Consider the following 22,072-nt stretch of genomic DNA (forward strand, 5'->3'; position numbering starts at 1 on the left):
ATGTTAATGCCATTTCGCAAAGTGGCTACCAGTGACCGACCCCTGCAGTTCAATGAACAGTGGGATATAAAGGAACTGGTTTCTAACCGACAGGATATCACAGCCGTTACCCCGTTGACTGCAGATTTATCTGCAGAGTATACAGAGGGCGACGTTGTGGATGTTCATGGCAAACTGACAGCAGGAGTGGACATGTTATGCTCCCGATGTCTCAAGCCGATTAATGAACATTTTCATATTGATTTTCATGAGCAATTCAAGCAGGGGAAACAGCCAGAGGAATTGCCCGAAGACGACGATACTTTCTACGTGGATGGAGAGAGCGTTGATCTGAAAGGTTATGCCGAGGAAGCTTTTCTGCTGGATCTTCCGTTTATACCGCTATGCAGCGATACATGCAAAGGGTTATGCCCCAAGTGTGGCCATGAGCTGAACGAAGGTGACTGCGGTTGTGATAACCAAGTTATCGATCCGCGGCTTGCAGGGCTCAAGGATTTTTTTAAATGAGCATGAGTGAAAATCGAACATTGTAACAACTACCTGCAAAGGTTGATTTTGATAAGGAGGTGGGAATAATGGCAGTACCTCAACGGAGAACGTCCAAGACGCGTCGCGACAAACGTCGCACTCACTTTAAATTGGCTGTACCGGGTATGGTGAAATGTGAACAATGTGGCGAACTTAAACTTAGTCACCACGTGTGCAAAGTGTGCGGAACGTACAAAGCAAGAGAGATCATCTCTCAATAATAGCTAGACATCAAGTAGCACTTCATTTCGATGAGGTGCTACTTTTTTTAGACTGTAACATCGCAAGATTGACCACCCCTACCTGTATTCTATCTCCTTGAATTTAATTCAAAAAAACGATTTTCATATTTTAGTAATGCACCGTACTGGCTGTGTTCGGGACTGTAAAGCCAGACTCTACAAGGCGGGATTGTTTTTGTTCAGCCAGCCTTTCTTTTTGACACGGGATGAGATATACTATAGTTTAGTACCAGGTTCTAAGATTTGACGTTACATAAACATGAGCCATGATTCGTGTGAGAACGACCCTGCTGAACAGGGATGCAACTATAGAAGCACGTGGAAGAATGTTGAACTGACCGGATCGGGCGGTTCCTTAAACGATACAGCGGGGGGTGTCAGGCATCGAACGTGTACCGAAGAGACAGAGGCAGCAGCAGTTGACCAAAATGATCGAAGACAACCCGTTTGTGACGGATCAGGAACTTACACGCCAATTGAAGGTGAGTATTCAGACGATTCGTCTCGACAGGCTTGAGCTTGGGATTCCCGAGCTGCGAGAGCGGATGAAGCTGATGGCCGAGCGTTCCTACGATCAGGTGCGCTCCTTGCCCCTGCATGAGATTATCGGTGATATTGTGGACTTGCAGCTGGACAAGAGCGGCATTTCATTGTTTGAAATTAAGGAAGAACACGTATTTTCGAGAACGGGCATCGCTCGGGGGCACTATGTATTTGCACAGGCCAATTCCCTTGCAGTAGCGGTTATCAATGATGAGATCGCTTTGACGGCTTCCGCAGACATTCGTTTTGTCCGTTCGGTTCATTTGGGAGAGAAATGTATTGCGAAGGCATATGTGAGATCGATCCCGGGTCAAAAGGGTAAAGCGAAAGTGGAAGTTTTTACTTACGTGGGTGAAGAAATGGTGTTTCAAGGCAACTTTGTAATCTACCATTCAGGTGGAGAAGACAGCGTAGAAGGAGGTCATATGGAATGAAAATCGTCATTGATGCCATGGGAGGCGATAACGCACCTGCGGCAACAGTAGAAGGCGCGATCGCCGCAGCTACGGAATGGGCGGATACACAGATCGTTCTGGTCGGCGATGAAGCCAAGCTGGAACCTCTTCTAAGTAAGTCAGGCGCTAAACCTGCCAATCTGACGGTTCGGCATGCTTCCGAAGTGATTGGTTCGGATGATGAGCCAGTGAAGGCTGTCCGGCGCAAAAAGGATGCCTCCATGGTAGTCGCAGGCCGGATGTTGAAGGAAGGCGAAGCAGATGCCATGATCTCTGCGGGCAATACCGGAGCGCTGATGACAGCCGGATTGCTTGTGGTTGGTCGTATGGAAGGCATTGAGCGCCCGGCACTTGCGCCCATGATTCCAACGATCGATGATGTGGGTGTACTGGCACTTGATCTCGGCGCGAATATGGATGCGAAACCGGAACACCTTGCACAGTATGGTCTGATGGGCAGCTTGTATCGGCAAAAAGTGCAGGGAATTGCGTCGCCAAGAGTTGGCCTGCTCAATGTGGGGACGGAGCCTGGTAAGGGGAATGAGTTGACCAAACATGCATATCCTTTGCTGGAGCAACTTCCGATCCGTTTTGTTGGTAACGTAGAGGCACGTGACGTGCTTACAGGTGCGTGTGATGTGCTTGTATGTGATGGGTTTGCCGGAAATATATTGCTGAAATCGCTCGAAGGCACAGCAGGTGCCATTTTCGCTCTGCTTAAGGAACAATTCTCATCGTCGCTCAAAAGTAAACTGGCTGCCGCTGTGCTCATGCCTGAGCTGCGTGGTTTGAAACGGAAACTGGATTATACCGAGCATGGTGGTGCACCGCTCCTCGGTTTGAGCAGACTTGTGGTGAAAAGTCATGGATCGGCTGATGGCAATGCCATCAAAAATGCTGTGCGCCAAGCACGGATTGCAGTACAGAACCAGCTGGTGGAGAGCATATCTAAGGAAATTAGCGGGAAGTGAGTGACGACATGAATAATTTGCGCCCGGTAGGGGTTATCGGTACAGGTAAATATGTACCTGAGAAAATTTTGACAAACAGCGATTTGGAAAAAATGGTTGATACGAATGATGAATGGATCGTCAGTCGTACTGGAATCAAGGAGCGTCACATTGCTGCACCGGATCAGGCAACTTCGGATCTGGCATATGAGGCGGCCATCAAAGCACTTGAATCTGCTGGCATGACTGGCAGTGATCTTGATCTGATTATTGTGGCAACCATTACACCGGATTCTTCGTTCCCATCTACTGCTTGTATTTTACAAGATAAGCTTGGTGCAAAGGGCGCTGCGGCATTTGACTTGTCTGCTGCTTGCTCTGGATTTGTATATGGTCTGGCAACAGCAACGAGCTTCATCCAAAGTGGTATGTACAACAATGCACTTGTTATTGGTGCAGATTGCTTGTCTCGCATTACTGACTACACTGACCGTAATACTTGTGTGCTGTTTGGCGATGGCGCGGGCGCGGTTATCGTTGGTGAAGTGCCGGAAGGCCGTGGGTTCAAATCATTCGATCTCGGAGCCGAAGGTGCGGGCGGAAGCCTGCTTCAAATGGAAGGCGGAGGTTCACGTCTGCCTGCATCCGCAGAAACGGTTGAGAACAAAAAACATTACATTTACATGAATGGCCGTGAAGTGTTTAAATTTGCAGTACGGGTGATGGGTACAGCGACAATCGAAGTACTGCGCAAGGCGGGTCTAGAACGTACGGACGTGGATCTGTTTGTTCCTCACCAAGCGAATATCCGGATTATCCAATCTGCAATGCAGCGACTCGAGCTTCCTGAAGAGAAAGTTGTAGTCAACGTGGATAAATACGCGAACACATCAGCAGCTTCCATTCCGCTTGCTCTGGTAGAAGCTGCTGAAGAAGGCCGCATGAAAGCCGGAGATACCGTTCTAATGGTTGGTTTTGGCGGCGGATTGACGTGGGGCGCATCGGTACTCGTTTGGTAAACTAGACAGCTGGGAGAGATGAATGGGATGGGTAAAATAGCATTTGTATTTCCCGGACAGGGATCGCAGACTGTAGGCATGGCTAAGGACGCGTATGAGTCTGTGCCTGCGGCAACAGAGATTTTCCGCACAGCAGATGAAGCGCTGGGTTTCTCGCTGAGTAACCTTGTTTTTGAGGGTCCAGAGACCGAGTTGAAACAGACATCGAATACACAACCGGCTCTGCTGACAGCAAGTATTGCATTGCTTGAGGCTTTTAAAGAAAAAGGAATTCAGCCTGATTATACGGCCGGACACAGTCTGGGTGAATACAGTGCACTGGTCGCGGCGGGCGTTCTTTCGTTCGCGGATGCAGTAAGCATTGTGCGGGCACGTGGTCAATATATGGAACTGGCTGTACCTGGTGGACAGGGTGCGATGGCTGCAGTATTGGGTGCGGATCGGGAAGCGCTGGGGGTGCTTTGCCGGGACGTATCCGAAAGTGGTCATGCAGTTGAACTCGCCAACATAAACTGCCCGGGACAAATCGTGATTTCCGGTGTGAAGGAAGGGGTAGCTGCTGTCGCTGAACGGGTCAAGGAAGCGGGCGGCAAACGTACCATTACACTTGAAGTAAGCGGTCCGTTCCATTCTTCCTTAATGAAGGATGCAGCAGAGAAGCTGGCCGAGAAACTGAAAACTGTTTCGTTCTCACATGGAACGGTCCCTGTAGTTGCGAATGTGACTGCAAGACCAGTGAAGGACGGTAAGGTGCAGGATTTATTGACAGCTCAGGTCTATTCTCCGGTTTTATGGGAAGACAGTGTGACATGGCTTATTGAGCAAGGTGTGGACACCTTTATCGAGATTGGTTCTGGCAGTGTGTTAACAGGTTTGATTAAAAAAACAGATAAAACCGTTAAACTGTACAATGTGAACAGTCTTGAGACGCTCGAAGCAACGGCAGCTGCACTAATCTGATTAACCATGATTAGATTTGGGGAAAGGAGGAATGATTATGTCTAAACCATTACAAGGCAAAAATGCGCTCGTTACCGGTGCATCCCGTGGCATTGGGCGCAGTATTGCGCTCGCTTTGGCCGAGGCAGGCGCCAATGTGGCCGTGAATTATGCGGGCAGTCAAGCAGCAGCTGAGGAAGTAGCGGAAGCGATTCGTGCCAAAGGTGCTCAGGCAATTACGATCCAAGCGAATGTGGGCCAGATGGACGAAGCCGAACAAATGGTCAAAGCTACGATTGAAGCGTGGGGCAACGTTGATATTCTTGTCAACAATGCTGGAATTACCCGTGATAATCTGATCATGCGTATGAAAGAAGAGGAATTCGATCAGGTAATCGAAACCAATCTCAAAGGGGTGTTTAACTGCCTTAAGGCGGTTACGCGTCCAATGATGAAGCAACGGTCTGGAAGAATCATCAATATCTCCTCTGTTGTGGGTGTGCTCGGAAATGCTGGACAAGCCAACTATGTTGCTGCCAAGGCAGGGGTCATCGGTTTGACGAAGGCATCTGCACGTGAGCTTGCCTCTCGCGGCATCACAGTTAACTGTGTTGCACCAGGATTTATTGAGACCGATATGACGAAGGAATTGTCCCAAGAGATTGTGGACAACATGTTGAATGGTATTCCGTTGTCCCGTCTGGGCCAGCCGGATGAAATCGCCGGTGTTGTCACGTTCCTGGCTTCAGAAGCTTCATCTTATATGACAGGGCAGACACTGCATGTTGATGGTGGCATGTACATGTAATTCTTCCCGGACTTGAACAATAGTCGGGGAACAGGCGCTGGACGATCCGAAATGCCGGAAAAAGGCCGGGTTCCCCGGCCGGGAGCCGCATATGTCTTCTATGGCATTTTGCCTGCGATTCTCGTATAATACCAAGGAGGAGGTGAACCGGATGTCCGATGTATTGGAGCGTGTAAAACGCATCGTCGTCGACCGCTTGGGCGCAGACGAAGCTGAAGTTACACTTGAAGCATCTTTCAAAGAAGATTTGGGTGCTGATTCTTTGGATGTAGTGGAATTGGTCATGGAATTGGAAGATGAATTCGATTTGGAAATCTCTGATGAAGATGCAGAAAAAATCACGACCGTAGGTGAAGTTGTAAACTACATACAATCTCATACCTAAAGTCAATTCAGTCCCGCTCCTGTTTTCGAACAGGCGGGACTTCTCATCATTCATTGGTTTTTCTCATTCCGTAAGAGGCGCCGGTCAAATGGATCTTCGGATCTGCTTGGCTAGACGTCTGCTTGCGGATATTCCCACAAAATACTTGCGTAATGCAGTCGATATAGAGGTGAGTCGGTTTGAAACAAAGAGTTGTAATTACCGGAATGGGCGTAATGACATCGCTCGGAAAAGATTTGGAAACGTTCTGGGGCAGTTTAATGGCAGGCAAGTCCGGAATCTCTCAGATTGAGGCGTTTGATGTAAGTGAATACACTACTCAAATTGCAGCCGAGATCAAGGATTTCAACCCGGAAGAGTACATGGATCGCAAAGATGCACGTAAAATGGACCGTTTTGTTCAGTTCGCTGTAGCAGCTGGTTTCAAAGCCGTTGAAGACAGTGGTCTGAAAATTGACGAGAACATTGATGCAGAACGTTTCGGTGTGTCGATCGGATCGGGTATCGGTGGATTGGGTACTTGGGAAGACCAACATAATGCATTGTTGCAAAAGGGTCCTAAACGTGTAAGCCCATTTTTCATTCCGATGATGATCTCCAACATGGCTTCTGGCCAAATGTCGATATCTCTCGGGGCAAAAGGTCCTAACATCAACGTGGTAACAGCCTGTGCTACAGGAACGCACTCCATTGGAGATTCCTTCAAGCTGATTGCAAACGGTGATGCGGATGCGATGATTTGTGGCGGAGCGGAAGCAACCATTAGACCAACCGGTCTGGCTGGGTTCTGTGCGATGCGTGCCATGTCTACACGTAATGATGATCCGGCTAAGTCGAGCCGTCCTTTTGATACAGAACGTGACGGGTTTGTTATGGGCGAGGGCGCGGGTGTTTTGATCCTTGAATCACTTGAACATGCACAAAAACGTGGTGCCCGTATTTATGGAGAAGTAATTGGTTACGGTCTCACAGGTGATGCACATCACATGACAGAACCTGATCCGGATGGAGCAGCTCGTTGTATGAAGATGGCATTGCGTAATGCGGGAATCGAACCAGAAGAAGTGGATTATATCAATGCACACGGAACATCAACACCTGTAGGTGACAGATCCGAAACGCTTGCGATCAAAAAAGCGTTTGGCGATCATGCGTACAAGCTTGCGGTGAGTTCGACCAAATCGATGACAGGTCATATGCTTGGTGCTGCTGGTGGCGTGGAAGCCGTAATCTGCGGATTATCGCTGACACATCAGACGCTTGCTCCAACAATCAACCTGGAAAATCAAGACCCGGAATGTGATCTGGACTATGTTCCAAACGTTCCACGTCAAACTAAAGTCAATATTGCCATGTCCAATTCATTTGGGTTCGGCGGTCACAATGCCACCATTATTCTCAAAAAATTTGAAGCATAAGGGGCTAGTTCGTTTGAGTGAAGATCTGAAGCAGTTACAACACAAACTTCAAATCAAATTTGACAACAGGCAGCTTTTAAAACAAGCGTTTACCCATGCTTCATATGTAAACGAACACCGGTTCAGTCAGCATCAGGATAACGAGCGTCTGGAGTTTCTAGGCGACGCGGTACTGGAACTGACTGTGTCGGAATACTTGTATCACTTGTTTCCTAACCGGCCGGAGGGTGAATTAACTAAGCTGCGGGCATCGATTGTCTGTGAGCCTTCCCTCGTCAAATTTGCTGAAGCGTTGGGTTTTGGGCAGTATGTACTTCTTGGTAAAGGTGAGGAACTGACGGGAGGACGAACAAGACCGGCTTTATTAGCGGATGTGTTTGAATCTTTCATCGGTGCATTATATCTGGATCAGGGGTTGGCGCCTGTCCGGACATTTCTGGATCAGCATGTATTTCCGTTAATCGTTCTGGGTAGCAAGCTGCAAATGAGCGATTACAAAACGGAATTGCAGGAACTCACTCAGCATCACAATATGGGAGCTCTTGAATACCGTATCGTTGAGGAACGGGGCCCTGCCCATGAACGGGAGTTTGTCTCCGAGGTCCATATGGGTCAAGAACGGCTTGGCAGAGGTACAGGACGTTCCAAAAAGGAAGCCGAGCAACAGGCTGCATCCGCAGCACTGGATCGACTGAAGCTTCCGGAAGCCTGAGCTTTACCGTAAGCGCATAGACAAACGAAGAGCAAAGAGCAGCCCGCGGGTCCGCCTGGCGGAATTTATCGGCCGGACTGCTTTTTGCTCTTTTTTTTGTAAGGAGGATCAGGATTTTCTTTTTCTGATCGATAACTAGGCGCTGAATGCAACACTTGAAATTTGCAAGAGGAGGTGACGGGAAACCCTATGTTTTTAAAACGGATTGAACTGGGTGGATTCAAGTCATTCGCCGACAAAACGGAAATGGAATTCGTTCGTGGCATAACCGCTGTTGTGGGACCGAACGGAAGTGGGAAAAGTAACATTTCAGACGGTATACGCTGGGTTCTTGGGGAGCAAAGCGCGAAATCACTGCGTGGCGGCAAGATGGAAGATATCATTTTTGCCGGTAGTGATGCACGGAAGGCTGTTAATTATGGTGAAGTTTCGTTGACGCTGGATAACGAAGATCATGCGCTTGCTTTGGATTTTGGTGAAGTGACGGTAACGCGTCGTGTACATCGCAGCGGAGACAGTGAATATTTTATCAACAAGCAGTCGTGTCGTTTGAAGGATATTACGGAATTGTTTATGGATACCGGCATCGGAAAGGAAGCTTACTCGATTATTGGACAGGGACGAATCGAAGAGATTCTGAGTACCCGTTCAGAGGATCGCAGGGGGATCTTTGAAGAGGCATCAGGTATTGTTAAATATAAATCTCGCAAGCGGGATGCTACTCGTAAACTGGATGAGACGGAACAGAATTTATTGCGCATTCATGATCTGGTCACCGAGCTGGAAGACCAGATTGGTCCGTTAAAGGAACAATCGGAAAAAGCGATCCACTACAAGGAATTGCGTGGACAGCTGAAATCACAGGAAATCTCCATGTATGTGTATCAGATCGAACAAATTCACGCTTCCTGGAGCAAAGCAAATCAACGACTCGAATCGTTGAAACAGGAAGAAGTCGGGTTGGCTGCCATCGTCTCGACTCATGATGCCAAGCTGGAAAGTGATCGGAATGCACTGCGTACGCTGGAAACGGAGACAGAACAGCTGCAATCCGCCTTACTGCAATTCAGTGAAGCAACGGAGAAAAGCGAAGGACACGGGGAACTGCTCAAGGAGCGTTCACGTCATCTGCAGACGAACCAGGAACAGCTTAGAGTGACGCTTGCGGCGAGTGAAGAGAGACATCGGGAGCGTGAAGCCGAGTTACTGGCATTACGTGAAAAGTTTGCCAAACTTGAGCTTGAACTGAGTGATGTGAGAAATCGACTGTCCGAAGAAGAGGCCAAACTCATCGGTGTCACGGGCGGCATTAGCCAACAGCAAGAGGAAAGTCTCAAGGGCAACTTGCTGGAGCTGATGAATCAGATGGCTCAGACACGAAATGAAATTCGTTACGCGGACCAACAGAAAGAGACGTTGGAGCGACGAATGAATCGCGCGACGGAGGAATCCGGCAAGTGGGAAGGCCAGAAGGAAACGCTGGAAGCCCGCAAAACGGAGATTGAGAAAAAGGTCGTTCGCTTGGGCAAGGAAATCAGTGATCTGCGCGGTGGATATATTACGGAAAGTGAACGTCTCCAGTCGTTGCAGAAGTTGCTTGAAGAAAGCCGGGGAACTGTCCGTAAATGGGAACAGAAGCGTGAAGCTCAGGTTTCTCGCCGCGATACAATGAAAGAAATGCAGGATGATTTCGACGGTTTCATGCTGGGTGTCAAAGAAGTTCTTAAGGCATCACGTAAAGGTACACTGAACGGGGTTCATGGAGCCGTTGCAGAGCTCGTTAAAGTGCCTGAGAAGATTGAGCTTGCGGTAGAGACAGCGATGGGAGCTTCTTTGCAGCATGTCGTTATGGAGAATGAATCGGTTTCCAGACAGGCGATCGCTTTTCTGAAACAACGTCAATTGGGCAGAGCTACGTTCCTCCCGCTGGATGTTATTCGTCCACGTACCATTGGTGCGGGTGAACGTTCAATGATTGAAGGCATGGATGGGTTTGTGGGCATTGGTGCGGATCTCGTACAATACGAATCCCGATATGCTTCGATCATTGGAAGCTTGCTCGGAAATGTCATTATTGCGGAGAAGCTGGAGGATGCCAACAAGATCGCGGCTCGCTGCCAATATCGTTTCCGGGTCGTAACTCTGGAAGGCGATGTAGTGAACGCGGGTGGTTCAATGACCGGTGGTAGCCAGCACAAGAAAAATGTAAGTCTGCTCAGCCGAAAACGGCAGCTGGACCAGCTGGATCAGGATATTTTAGACACCGAGAATCAAATTGTAAAACTGCATCGCAGTGTGGATGATGTGAAAACTCAACTGGAGCAGTGTCAGGATAAGCTGGACGAGCTGCGTCAGTCTGGAGACGACACCCGGAATGCAGAACAGCAGGCTTCAATGGAAATGAAGCAGGTTGAGCATGAGCTGCGTCACGTGCTGGAACAGGTTGCGGTAGCCGGGCAGGAAAAGAGCGGGTTTACCGAGGAAATCAAAGAGATGGATACAGCCCGTGATGTCGCTGTGAAGAAGCTGGAGCAGCTTGAGGAAGAAGAGAAAGCGACCCATCGTGCCATTCATGCCGCAGAGTTTGCCCGTAAAGCGAATGAATCCGCGAAGGAGGAATTGCAGACCCAGCTTACCGAACTGAAAGTACGAGAAGGTAAACTGGATCAGGAGCGATTCTCCAACGAGGAGCAACTGCGGCGTCTGGAGCGTGAGGTGGATTCACTGGTGAAGGATCTTCGTCAAAATCGCACGCTACTGGCCTCCATGGAAGCCGATCTGAAGAAAACAGAGACTGAGAGTGTCAAACAGATTGAAGATCTTAACCAATACAAGCTGAAAAAAGCAGAATCTGCGCAGGAGCTGGACTTCAAGCGTGCTGCCCGAAGCGAGCTCTCGAAGAGGCTTGAGCTTGCCGAGAGTGAAACCAAGGAACAGCGCACACAACTGAAAGCTGTGGAGGAACAGATGCGCCAAACGGAGATTTCCGTGAACAGACTTGATGTTGAACTGGAAAATATTTTGCGCAAACTGATGGATGAGTATGAGCTCGGCTATGAACTTGCCAAAGAGCGTTATCCAGTACCTGAAGATGTGGAGAGCACACAAGCTGAGGTCCAGAAACTGAAGCGCAGCATTACAGCTCTCGGCGACGTCAATCTCGGAGCCATCGAGGAGTTTCAGCGGGTTAACGAACGATATGAGTTCCTCAGCACGCAGAAGAATGACCTGGTCGAAGCCAAAACAACGTTGTATCAGGTCATTCGAGAAATGGAAGACGAGATGGCTAAACGGTTCAAGACAACGTTTGATGCGATTCGCCGGGAGTTCGGCACCGTCTTCACCAAGCTGTTTGGTGGGGGACGTGCGGATCTTGTCCTGATGGACCCTGAGCGATTGCTGGACACAGGCATTGATATCGTCGCCCAGCCACCAGGCAAAAAGCTGCAAAACCTGCAGCTATTATCCGGTGGGGAACGAGCTTTGACAGCGATGGCACTTTTATTCGCTATACTGCATGTTAAGCCTGTACCGTTCTGCGTATTGGATGAAGTCGAAGCAGCGCTGGATGAAGCCAATGTGGTTCGTTTTGCCCAGTATTTGCGTGAGTTCTCGGAACAAACACAATTCATCGTCGTTACACACCGCAAAGGCACGATGGAAGAAGCGGATGTGCTGTATGGAGTCACGATGGAAGAGGGCGGAGTATCCAAACTCGTTTCGGTTAAACTGGAAGATGAGGAAGCTGTCATTGCCTAATCTTTGATTGATTGTCACACATGAACTCATCTAATATCATTTAAACTAAGAAATGTACACGATGGAGGGGCTTTATGAGTTTTTTTAAAAAGCTGAGAGACAGCATTGCAAGCAAAACGGAGTCGGTTACCAAACAGTTCAAGGACGGTTTGGAAAAGACACGTAAAGGCCTTGTAGAGAAAGTGTCGGACCTCGTCATCCGTCGCAAAAAAATCGACGAGGAATTCTATGAAGAGTTGGAAGAGATTCTGATTGGAGCCGACGTAGGTGTCAATACGGTCATGAAATTGATCGAAGATCTGCGTGACGAAGTCAAAAAACGCAAAATTGAGGATGCGGCTGAACTACAGCCTGTATTGTCCGAAAAACTGACGGATTTGCTTCGTGGTGAGCAGAATAATGAACTGAAAATGAATCCGGATGGGATCACGGTCATTTTGTTTGTCGGTGTTAATGGTGTTGGTAAAACAACAACGATTGGCAAGCTGGCCCATCGCTTCAAACAGCAGGGTAAAAAGGTCATCATGGCAGCAGGCGATACGTTCCGCGCCGGAGCGATTGAGCAGCTCGAAGTATGGGGACAACGTGCTGGTGTGGAAGTCATCAAGCAACAATCAGGTTCTGACCCTGCGGCTGTAATGTATGATGCGGTACAGGCTGCGAAGCAACGGGGTGCTGATGTGTTACTCTGTGATACAGCGGGCCGTCTTCAGAATAAATCCAATCTGATGGACGAACTTAACAAAATCTACCGTGTCATTCAACGTGAAATTCCGGAAGCACCTCATGAAGTATTAATGGTGCTGGATGCAACTACAGGTCAGAATGCACTGAATCAGGCCAAACTCTTCGGAGAGAAGAGTGGGGTAACCGGATTGGTACTGACGAAGCTGGATGGTACGGCCAAAGGTGGAATCGTTGTTGCCATCCGTCAGGAGTTGGATCTGCCTGTGAAGCTGGTCGGACTCGGTGAGAAAATTGATGATCTGCAACCATTCGACTCGGAGCAATTTGTGCATGCGTTGTTTGCCGGATTGATTCAGGAACAGCCAGAGCAAAGCACAGAAGAAGAGGAATCCAATTCGTAGTCGTTAAATAAATCAATATTTTTGACCGTATTGCCACTGATATACGTGATAAGTGTCACGTGTTATATCAGTGGCAATACGTGTATAATGAAATGAAATAGGCAATTCCTCAGGATTAGAAAGGACGGTTGAAATGGCCAATACCTATACCTATTCCCGCCGTGAAGAAGTCGCCAATGCGGTGACACATGGTATCGGCGCTGCGCTCAGTGTAGCTGCACTGGTGCTATTAATTGTATTTTCCAGTATGAAAGGCACAGCCTGGCATGTGGTCAGTTTCACGATCTACGGGATCACGATGCTGCTGCTTTATACAAGCTCAACACTCGTGCATGCATGGAAAGATGGAAAAGTAAAAGATTTATTTGAAATTTTTGACCATTCTTCAATTTATTTGTTTATTGCGGGATCATACACTCCGCTTTTGTTTATTGCTGTTCGCGGCACGCTCGGCTGGAGCTTGTTCGGTGTGATCTGGGCAATTGCATTATTCGGCGTGATCTTTAAGGCGTTTTTCACGAAAAAGTTTCTATTCATGTCCACGATTTTCTATATTGCGATGGGCTGGCTCATCATTATTGCTTGGCAACCACTTGTGGCTGCCATTCCTACAGGCGGAATCGTGCTGCTGGTTGCTGGAGGACTGATGTATACGCTAGGTACACTTTTTTATGTGTGGCGTGGTTTTCCGTACCACCATGCGATCTGGCATCTCTTTGTGCTGGCAGGCAGTATTCTTCATTTCTTTATGGTATTAATATACCTGACTCCTCTTCGCTAGGGGCGTGGTAGGTCATGTGAAACGAATCGGCTCCACCTGGGGAGACGCATTCGTTTTTTGTTCTATATAAAGGACAAAGCAGGCTGTAATTTACAGTAGATGAATGGCTGAGATCAACCGTGTAGGCACGAAATATGAGCTCCAGATGGACGTTTTTATTGTGACAAGTATTTTTGCTTGACAACCTGATTTGTTTTAGGTATTATTAGGAACGTTGCAAGAGTGTAAAGTGTTTTTCCTTGACGAAGGGAGTGCCCCGATATGAGTCAAGAAAACCGGCTTGAGAAAACAAACCGGATTAACTTGCTGTTTGCTTTCTATGAACTGTTGCTTACCGAGAAACAGCAGACTTTTCTGAAGTACTACTTTCATGATGATTTCTCACTTGGTGAAATTGCAGCCGAGTTCGAGATCAGCCGCCAGGCGGTATACGAGCATATCAAGCGTGCCGAACAAGTGCTGGAAAATTACGAAAGCAAGCTTGGCTTGCTGGAGAAGCACGAACGACGCAACCGTAATCTTGAAGATTTGCAAAATGCATTGGAGCGCGCAGGCGTTTCCATTGATAACAACCAACAAATAAACGATATTGTTCATCAGCTTAGAGAATAGTTCGTAAGAGTTGAACGAAACGTATCGGTCCTGAAAACAGTATTACAGCTTAAGGAGGTGGGATCATGGCATTTGAAGGATTAACGACCCGATTGCAGAATGTGTTCAGCAAGCTGCGCGGCAAAGGCAAGGTGTCTGATGAAGATGTGGCCGAAGCTATGCGCGAGGTACGTCTGGCATTGCTCGAAGCGGATGTAAACTTCAAAGTGGTCAAGGAATTCATCGCCAAGGTGAAAGAGAAGGCTGTTGGCAAAGAAGTGATGGAGAGCTTCACGCCCGGAATGGTCATTATCGACATCGTAAACAAGGAATTGACGGATTTGATGGGTGGAAGCCAGTCGAAGCTGGCCAAAGCCAACAAACCGCCTACGGTACTGATGATGGTTGGTTTGCAGGGTGCGGGTAAAACGACCACATCCGGTAAACTGGCTAAGATGCTGCAAAAGCAAAATAGCAGACCGTTACTTGTTGCAGGAGATATTTATCGTCCAGCAGCGATCAAGCAGTTGCAAGTGCTCGGCGAGCAGATCAAAGCGCCAGTATTTACACTGGGCGATCAGACAAGCCCTGTAGAGATCGCACGTCAGGGTCTGCAGCATGCCAAAGACAACGGCAATGACTACGTCATTATTGATACGGCTGGACGTCTGCATGTCGATGAAGAACTGATGGAAGAGCTTCGGCAGATCCACAGCGCAGTAAATCCCGATGAAGTATTGCTTGTCGTGGACAGCATGACAGGTCAGGATGCCGTTAATGTGGCAGAACACTTTAACCAGCAGCTTAATCTGACTGGAGTGGTTCTGACTAAGCTTGATGGAGATACTCGTGGTGGTGCTGCGCTTTCTGTTAAAGCAGTCACTGGTTGTCCAATCAAGTTCGCTTCCCTTGGCGAGAAACTGGACGCACTTGAACCTTTCCATCCAGAGCGTATGGCTTCGCGGATTCTCGGTATGGGCGACATGCTCTCTCTGATAGAGAAGGCGCAGTCCAACATTGATACCGATAAAGCCAAGGAAATGGAACGTAAGATGCGTAATGCAGAATTCACGTTCGAAGATTTCCTGGAGCAGATGGATCAGGTGAAGAAGCTGGGGCCAATCGATCAGATTATGGATATGATTCCTGGTATGGGCAAGATGAAACAAGCCAAGGACCTGAAGGTTGATGATAAACAGATGGGCCGGATCGAAGCGATCGTGTACTCCATGACGACCGAGGAGAAACGTAACCCGGATATGATCAACCATAGCCGGCGGAAGCGGATTGCTACAGGTAGTGGAACATCCTTGGCCGAAGTAAACCGTCTGATCAAGCAGTTTGATGAGATGCGCCGCATGATGAAACAGTTCTCGGATATGATGGGACCTAAAGGCGGCAAAAATAAAGCGATGAAGCAGCTTAAGGGTCTGGGCAAAGGAATGAAGTTTCCTTTCCGTTGATTCCAATCGCAGCTGAACGATATACAGATTTCATTGAAGGAGGTGAATTTTCAAATGGCAGTTCGTATTCGTCTGAAACGTATGGGTGCTCACAAAGCTCCTTTCTACCGCGTAGTGGTATCGGATTCCCGTTCCCCACGTGACGGTCGTTTTATCGAGGAGATCGGTTACTACAACCCGGTTGAACAACCGGCTGTTGTTAAGATCGATGAAGATAAAGCATTGCAATGGCTTCAAAACGGTGCACAAGCATCCGACACTGTCCGCAACTTGCTAAGCAAAGCGGGCGTGATGAAGAAGTTCCACGAGTCTAAATTGACTAAATAAGGTGCTGATTCGGAGGGTCATCTATGGAAGAATTAGTAAGCATAATTGCTAAGGCTTTGGTCGATCATCCGGAAGATGTGGCGGTTCGGACGGTTGAGAAAGATCGGCTTGTTGTATATGAGTTAACCGTTCATCCTGACGATGTTGGGAAAGTGATTGGTAAACAGGGACGAATCGCAAAGTCTCTTCGTACGGTCGTCACATCAGCAGCAGTTAAGATGGATAAGCGGGTAACCGTCGATATCATATCTTAAAGATATACGAAAGGGGGTTAGGATGCATGTCCTAGCCCCTTTTCGTGCATGCTGAAACTTAAATAATAGAATTGAAATAGCTCGTCAAGTATGATTATCTGCGGAAGTAGTGAGGGTACGGAATCGATTCTGAAGAAGCGTTAGGATAACAGCGATCCGAAGAACGATCCGTAACCGGAACGGCCGCAGGGATCACATATGAGTACCAATATGAATGGATTGTAGGAGGAAAGTATGGCAGAGTTTATGAATGTAGGTAAAATCGTCAATACGCATGGAATTCGCGGCGAGGTGAGAATCATGCCTTTAACTGATTTCCCGGAAGTGCGTTTTGCGAAAAATGCAGAGTTGTTTTTCTTTACACCAGATAATCATCCAGTCATGGTTAACGTGGAATCTGCACGTTTGCATAAGAATATGTATATTCTTCGTCTGAAAGAGTATGGCAATATTAATGAAGTAGAAAAGTTTAAGGGTGGCATGGCCAAAGTGTTGAAAGAAAATTTGGCTGAGCTGGAAGAGAATGAATACTACTTCCACCAAATTGTTGGATGTGCGGTCATTACAGATGAAGGTGAAACACTTGGAACCATCTCTGAGATTTTGACTCCGGGCGCGAACGACGTATGGGTTGTCAAAACACCGGCAGGCAAAGAAATCCTGCTTCCGGTCATCGATGATGTTGTTCTTGATGTGGACGTTGATCAGCAGCAGGTCAAGGTTCACCTGATGGAAGGGCTGCTGTAACATGAAAGTGGATGTATTAACCCTATTCCCGGAAATGTTTGACGGTGTGTTTGGAACCAGCATTCTGGGCAAAGCCCAAACCAAGGGTCTTGTATCCTTGGGGGCATCAAACTTTCGGAATTTTGCGACCAATAAACATAATACAGTCGATGATGCACCTTACGGCGGAGGTGGGGGTATGGTATTAAAGCCAGATCCAATCTTTGCTGCCGTTGAGGATGTGTTAAAGCAACGGGGCGAAGCCGCGGCAATGATGAAACCGCCACGTATTATTCTAATGTGTCCACAAGGTGAGACGTTCACACAGAAAAAAGCAGAGGAACTTGTACAAGAAGATCATCTGATTTTTATTTGCGGACATTATGAAGGCTACGATGAGCGTATCCGTGAGTTTCTCGTGACGGACGAATTGTCGATTGGTGATTACGTGCTGACGGGTGGCGAGCTGCCTGCGATGGTGGCGATTGATAGTATTGTACGCCTTATTCCTGGTGTACTTGGTAATGAGACAAGTGCTGTAACGGATTCATTCAGTACCGGATTGCTCGAATATCCGCACTACACACGTCCTCCGGAATTCAGAGGTATGAAGGTGCCCGATATGTTGTTATCTGGACATCATCTGAATATTGAAGCATGGCGCAGGGAGCAGTCCTTGCTTCGTACGCTGGAACGCAGACCGGATATGTTGGAGACGGCGGATTTAACAGACAAAGAACGAATTTGGCTAAACAAGTTACGTTTCGAACGTGAAAAGAGTTCAGAGTAATTTGATATATCGTGTAAGCACGGAATATAAACTAATGTAAAAGCTTGAAAGGTCAGCCTTGTGATATAAAGGTTGGCCTTTTTCTGTATTAAACACTTTTGCCGCATTGGACTTTTTTGCATGTTCCGAAATAGGCTTGTTTAAACTGGGGAATTTCTTTATGGTGATCTCAGATAGAGCTTATAAACACGAGATGCTGAGGAGGAATGATATGAATCATCAGCCTTATGAAATTGGTAAAGTGAATATTAGCGAAGCAGGAGAGCGCTGCAAGATGCTTCTGGGGGATCTGAATGGAGATGGCAGGCTTGAGATGCTGTTGGTGCAGGCAGATGGAGGCATAGACGATCGCTACGTTCCGCATCAGGTATGCTGTTTGTCGGCATATGATCTGGATGGAACATTAATTTGGCGGGTCGGAACACCGGATCCGGATGCAGGGGGCCCAGGGTCAGACTATCCTGCTCAGATCGCAGATTGGGATGGAGACGGAAACAATGAAGTGCTGTGTGTGATGAATAAACAATTTCTTGTCCTGAACGGAAGAACGGGAGAGATAAAGAAATGTCATGATCTGCCTGGAGAGCAAGCGCATGACTGTATTATTCTTGCCAACCTGACTGGTGACCAACACACAATGGATATTCTAGTGAAAGATCGTTATAAAATGTTGTGGGCTTTAGATCATGATTTCAAAGTGTTGTGGAAGCATGAAGGTAATATAGGTCATTTTCCGTGGGTGTACGATATTGATGGGGATGGCAAGGATGAAGTGATGGCCGGGTATGACATGCTGGATCATGATGGAACATTATTATGGTCCTGTCAGAATCTTGATGATCATGCAGACTGTATATGGTTTGGAGATGTGGACGAGGACGGGGAAGTTGAAATTGTTATTGGTGGCAGTGTCACGGTGATGATGGATCGGTACGGTAATGAGAAATGGCGTTATGAAGATTCGATTGAATCACAGCATATCGCATTGGGGAAATTTTGCGCGGGAAGGCAAGGACTACAGATTGCAGGCCTAGATCGGATAATTCGTGGAGATGAGAATGGCAAAGATGGAATGTTTATGCTGGATAGCGAAGGAAAAGAACTGTGGAAAGAAGATCGTAAAACTCGTGGATGGTTAACGATTATCGAGCCTGTAAGCAACTGGGATGACAGCGGGCTTGACTATATTCTGGCTTATCGCCGAGGTGGGGGCGTCCTGCCATCATTGGTCAATGGTCACATGCAAACGATTGCAGTGTTTGAAAAGGAGGGCTACGCCGTACATGCAGACTTGTGTCAGAGCGGTAGGGAACAGGTCATCATCTATGATGCACATGAGGCCGTGATCTATTCCAGCTCAGTGCTGGATGTAACCACTCCAATCTTTTTGGACATAAAAAGAGCCCAGCTTCAGCCAAAAAGGCTGTATAGCTCGACTCTTTATCCAGGCGGGGAAGTTTCAATTTAACTTAATGACTGATTTCTACGACAGGAAGGATTTCCTGTTGGTCTGATTCTGGATGGAGCAATGCAGCCAAATCGGTTCCTGTCGTAACCGTTAATCGTGGAAGCTTCATAGGATTATCCCCAGGTCGAACAAATCCTGAACGCACGGAAAAGGCCATGCGGTACCCATTTTGCTGCAGCTGATAGATCATCTGCGTGCTGGTATAACCGAAAGGGTAGGCAAGATATGGTGTATCGATACCAGTTTCTTTCATTAGCTTGACGTCATCATTCAGAAGGCTTGTATCGAGTCCGACTGGCACGTTGTCGCCACAACGCATATATCCCTTGTGATGCAGATTATAGGTATGGCTATTGAACTCAAAGACGTCTTTAGCGGCCTGCATCTCTTGTTTGGAGATAAACGTATTTTTGGCTGGATCAAAAGCTGAAGGCTGATCCTGAATTTTGCTGCCGATCACAAACAGGGAAGCGTGGAAATTATATTTTTTGAGCACAGGGTAGGCTAAAGTATAATTGTTCTGATACCCATCATCAAAGGTGATGACAATAGATTTTTGGGGCAAAGAAATCTGTCCATTCACGTATTGCTCAAGCTGCTCCAGTGTAATTGTGTTGTAGCCTTCTTCATGCAGATATTTCATGTTTTCTTCGAAGTCTTCCAGATTAATGATCGATTTGTTGTTTGTTTCATGATTGTTGATTTTGGGCTGTATGTAATGATACATCAGTACAGGTACTTCAGTAGCCGAACCTTGTGCGATGTGAAAGGTAGCCAGATCAAGTGCAGGTTTGCTGGAATAGTCGGAGTGTGACATTAGAAATGCCTTACGTTTTACCATGTCCCAGGACGTGCATGCTTTGTGAGACATTGCATTGGTAGGATGAGTTACCGCATACGCATACATTGTAATGGTACAAGTGAGTACAGCGAGTGCAGCAAGAGCGATTTTTTTAATGAGTTTCATAAGTCAATGGGTTCTCCTTTTGCCATTTCATTTCTTCGTAGAATTACATTTTAGATGTATCAGCACGTAATCCAACAAGCTATATCATAGACGATCTTTCTTGACAGAAAGTTACAGTATTTTTTCCGTCTAATGCTTGACTTATTCAAGAATACTAATTATGACAATCCATAAGGGTGGAGCTTCTATGTGCTTAAAGGAATCGTGTAGAAACGCGGATGGACAGGTGTATTTTAATGTGATTGTAATGTGACTATAATAGAATTCAGTGACGTGCTGAACACGATCGTTATCGTGGTTAACGAAAATTGGAGTAAAGGGAATTAAAGAGGATTGAAGAGCTATGGAGCTCCGTCAGCAATTTGTTTATTTTTCCTTGTGTTTTGTTAGGGTGCGTGATACAATAAGTCTGTTATGTGGAATACGGCGGTCCTCTATGGATAATGAAGGAGACAAGGTGTTCTCTGGAAGAAGTATGAACGCCTGTACGGAAGGAGGGAGTCATAGATGAATATCGTTCAAGCGATTACACAAGAACAACTTCGTAAGGATATTCCGAGTTTTCGTCCTGGTGACACTTTGAAAGTGCACGTTAAGGTAATCGAGGGAACTCGTGAGCGTATCCAATTGTTCGAAGGTGTTGTGATTAAACGCCGTGGTGGTGGAATCAGTGAGACTTTTACAGTTCGTAAAATTTCTTACGGTGTAGGTGTGGAAAGAGCTTTCCCGCTTCATTCCCCTAAAATCGATAGAATCGAAGTGGCTCGCCGTGGTAAAGTGCGTCGTGCGAAGCTTTATTATCTTCGTGAACTACGCGGTAAAGCAGCGAGAATTAAAGAAATTCGTTAATATAACGGATACCGGGGAGGGCTTGGAGACAAGCCCTTTTCGTTTTTGTCCGGGAAAAGTTGAACCGGAGGTGCACTTCCGAGTAAAATGGTATGGCGGCACACGCGCGAATAGTCCGGGAGGCTTGTGAAATCAGTTATTGAAGAACATTTGAATTGTGGATTAAATGTACTGGTAATGCTTGCGTGTAAGATTACATAACTGATGATGTGTATAAACTGCTATAACATGTACTGTGAAGAGAGGAAGATCATTAATGGAACAGGAAGTTCAACAGGACCAGGGCAATACTGTCGAAGAGAAAGGCAGTCGATCCAAAAAAGCCAAAAATGAAATTTTCGAATGGCTCAAAGCCATCGTGATTGCATTAGTACTTGTCATCTTGATTCGGTGGTTGCTGTTCAAACCGTTTGTTGTGGACGGGCCTTCCATGCAGCCGAATTTCCATACAGGTGAACGTGTGATCGTCAATGAAATTTTATATGATATCAGGGAACCACAGCGCGGAGAAGTTATCGTATTCCACGTTCCAACTGAAGGCCGTGATTTCATTAAACGTGTCATTGCTGTCGCTGGTGATACTGTTGAGGTTCAGGACGATACGGTTCTCGTCAATGGTAAAAAAGTCGATGAGACTTACATTCAGGGAGCAATCGATGCTGCTGAAGCGAACGGTGGAACCTACAACGTGAAGGACTTCCCTAATGAGCAATTTCCGGATGGGAAAGTACCTGAAGGTCATGTTTTTGTAATGGGGGATAACCGTCCGAACAGTACGGATAGCCGGATGATCGGTTATGTGTCACTGACGGATATTGTAGGTCGTGCAGATGTGATTTTCTGGCCGATCGGCGATATCAAGTGGATTAACCATTAATATGAATGCAGGATATATGAGCAAAATATAAAATGTACACCATAACGTAGAGGGCAGAAATAATCTGGGGATAATAGAGGTCGGAAGATTGTTTTGCCAGCGAAGTGATGCGGTGTGGCTGTTATAGGTAAAG

At 47.1% G+C, this 22,072-nt stretch carries 23 protein-coding genes; 22 read left to right on the plus strand and 1 reads right to left on the minus strand.

Annotation, left to right across the window (positions count from 1 at the left end; translation table 11 throughout):
• The 20 genes from AMS66_RS27300 to AMS66_RS27395 all read left to right on the plus strand — a co-directional run bounded on the left by AMS66_RS27300 (position 1) and on the right by AMS66_RS27395 (position 19,246).
• A complete protein-coding gene (locus AMS66_RS27300; RefSeq protein ID WP_053783765.1) occupies positions 1-507 on the plus strand; it encodes a YceD family protein in 507 nt (168 codons plus the stop codon).
• 68 nt (positions 508-575) lie between these two features.
• Positions 576-749, plus strand: coding sequence for a 50S ribosomal protein L32 (gene rpmF / locus AMS66_RS27305; protein ID WP_017689233.1), 174 nt, complete (start codon positions 576-578; stop codon positions 747-749).
• A gap of 449 nt (positions 750-1,198) precedes the next feature.
• Complete coding sequence (gene fapR, locus AMS66_RS27310; protein ID WP_052016600.1) at positions 1,199-1,747, plus strand: transcription factor FapR; 549 nt, start codon at positions 1,199-1,201, stop codon at positions 1,745-1,747.
• Entirely contained in the window at positions 1,744-2,739 is a 996-nt protein-coding gene (gene plsX / locus AMS66_RS27315) for a phosphate acyltransferase PlsX (protein WP_024630172.1), read from the plus strand. The genes fapR and plsX overlap by 4 nt, the downstream gene beginning before the upstream one ends.
• 8 nt (positions 2,740-2,747) lie before the next feature.
• On the plus strand, positions 2,748-3,737 hold the full coding sequence (locus AMS66_RS27320; protein ID WP_053783938.1) for a beta-ketoacyl-ACP synthase III: 990 nt from the start codon (positions 2,748-2,750) through the stop codon (positions 3,735-3,737).
• A 27-nt stretch (positions 3,738-3,764) separates the two neighbouring features.
• Complete coding sequence (gene fabD, locus AMS66_RS27325; protein ID WP_053783766.1) at positions 3,765-4,697, plus strand: ACP S-malonyltransferase; 933 nt, start codon at positions 3,765-3,767, stop codon at positions 4,695-4,697.
• Positions 4,698-4,734: 37 nt separating this feature from the next.
• A complete protein-coding gene (gene fabG / locus AMS66_RS27330; RefSeq protein WP_053783767.1) occupies positions 4,735-5,484 on the plus strand; it encodes a 3-oxoacyl-[acyl-carrier-protein] reductase in 750 nt (249 codons plus the stop codon).
• A gap of 151 nt (positions 5,485-5,635) precedes the next feature.
• Positions 5,636-5,869, plus strand: coding sequence for an acyl carrier protein (gene acpP, locus AMS66_RS27335; protein ID WP_024630176.1), 234 nt, complete (start codon positions 5,636-5,638; stop codon positions 5,867-5,869).
• Positions 5,870-6,048: 179 nt separating this feature from the next.
• On the plus strand, positions 6,049-7,287 hold the full coding sequence (fabF, locus tag AMS66_RS27340) for a beta-ketoacyl-ACP synthase II (protein ID WP_024630177.1): 1,239 nt from the start codon (positions 6,049-6,051) through the stop codon (positions 7,285-7,287).
• Between the two features lie 13 nt (positions 7,288-7,300).
• Entirely contained in the window at positions 7,301-7,999 is a 699-nt protein-coding gene (gene rnc / locus AMS66_RS27345) for a ribonuclease III (protein WP_024630178.1), read from the plus strand.
• A gap of 189 nt (positions 8,000-8,188) precedes the next feature.
• Complete coding sequence (smc, locus tag AMS66_RS27350) at positions 8,189-11,758, plus strand: chromosome segregation protein SMC (RefSeq protein ID WP_053783768.1); 3,570 nt, start codon at positions 8,189-8,191, stop codon at positions 11,756-11,758.
• Positions 11,759-11,832: 74 nt separating this feature from the next.
• On the plus strand, positions 11,833-12,846 hold the full coding sequence (gene ftsY, locus AMS66_RS27355) for a signal recognition particle-docking protein FtsY (protein WP_053783769.1): 1,014 nt from the start codon (positions 11,833-11,835) through the stop codon (positions 12,844-12,846).
• Positions 12,847-12,979: 133 nt separating this feature from the next.
• Complete coding sequence (gene trhA / locus AMS66_RS27360; protein WP_053783770.1) at positions 12,980-13,627, plus strand: PAQR family membrane homeostasis protein TrhA; 648 nt, start codon at positions 12,980-12,982, stop codon at positions 13,625-13,627.
• A gap of 261 nt (positions 13,628-13,888) precedes the next feature.
• Entirely contained in the window at positions 13,889-14,239 is a 351-nt protein-coding gene (gene ylxM / locus AMS66_RS27365; RefSeq protein WP_053783771.1) for a YlxM family DNA-binding protein, read from the plus strand.
• A 65-nt stretch (positions 14,240-14,304) separates the two neighbouring features.
• Positions 14,305-15,681 carry a signal recognition particle protein gene (ffh, locus tag AMS66_RS27370; protein ID WP_053783772.1) on the plus strand — a complete coding sequence of 459 codons (1,377 nt, stop codon included), beginning with the start codon at positions 14,305-14,307 and terminating at the stop codon, positions 15,679-15,681.
• Between the two features lie 54 nt (positions 15,682-15,735).
• Positions 15,736-16,008, plus strand: coding sequence for a 30S ribosomal protein S16 (gene rpsP / locus AMS66_RS27375; protein ID WP_024630184.1), 273 nt, complete (start codon positions 15,736-15,738; stop codon positions 16,006-16,008).
• 23 nt (positions 16,009-16,031) lie between these two features.
• Positions 16,032-16,262, plus strand: a complete 231-nt coding sequence (locus AMS66_RS27380; protein WP_024630185.1) for a KH domain-containing protein — start codon at positions 16,032-16,034, stop codon at positions 16,260-16,262.
• A gap of 234 nt (positions 16,263-16,496) precedes the next feature.
• Positions 16,497-17,009, plus strand: coding sequence for a ribosome maturation factor RimM (gene rimM / locus AMS66_RS27385; protein ID WP_053783773.1), 513 nt, complete (start codon positions 16,497-16,499; stop codon positions 17,007-17,009).
• Between the two features lies 1 nt (position 17,010).
• On the plus strand, positions 17,011-17,778 hold the full coding sequence (gene trmD / locus AMS66_RS27390) for a tRNA (guanosine(37)-N1)-methyltransferase TrmD (protein ID WP_053783774.1): 768 nt from the start codon (positions 17,011-17,013) through the stop codon (positions 17,776-17,778).
• A 211-nt stretch (positions 17,779-17,989) separates the two neighbouring features.
• Complete coding sequence (locus AMS66_RS27395) at positions 17,990-19,246, plus strand: hypothetical protein (protein WP_053783775.1); 1,257 nt, start codon at positions 17,990-17,992, stop codon at positions 19,244-19,246.
• 1 nt (position 19,247) lies between these two features.
• On the opposite strand, the gene AMS66_RS27400 is transcribed toward AMS66_RS27395, so the two are convergent.
• Positions 19,248-20,213: a polysaccharide deacetylase family protein gene (locus AMS66_RS27400; protein ID WP_053783776.1), complete on the minus strand. Its 966-nt coding sequence runs from the start codon at positions 20,211-20,213 to the stop codon at positions 19,248-19,250.
• 507 nt (positions 20,214-20,720) lie between these two features.
• Here AMS66_RS27400 and rplS point away from each other — a divergent pair.
• Positions 20,721-21,062 (plus strand): 50S ribosomal protein L19, encoded by a 342-nt coding sequence (gene rplS / locus AMS66_RS27405; protein WP_024630190.1) that lies wholly within the window; start codon positions 20,721-20,723, stop codon positions 21,060-21,062.
• Positions 21,063-21,318: 256 nt separating this feature from the next.
• Positions 21,319-21,939, plus strand: coding sequence for a signal peptidase I (lepB, locus tag AMS66_RS27410; protein WP_053783777.1), 621 nt, complete (start codon positions 21,319-21,321; stop codon positions 21,937-21,939).
• The last annotated feature ends 133 nt before the right edge of the window (positions 21,940-22,072 follow it).

It is taken from the genome of Paenibacillus xylanivorans, from assembly GCF_001280595.1.
Taxonomy (GTDB): domain Bacteria; phylum Bacillota; class Bacilli; order Paenibacillales; family Paenibacillaceae; genus Paenibacillus; species Paenibacillus xylanivorans.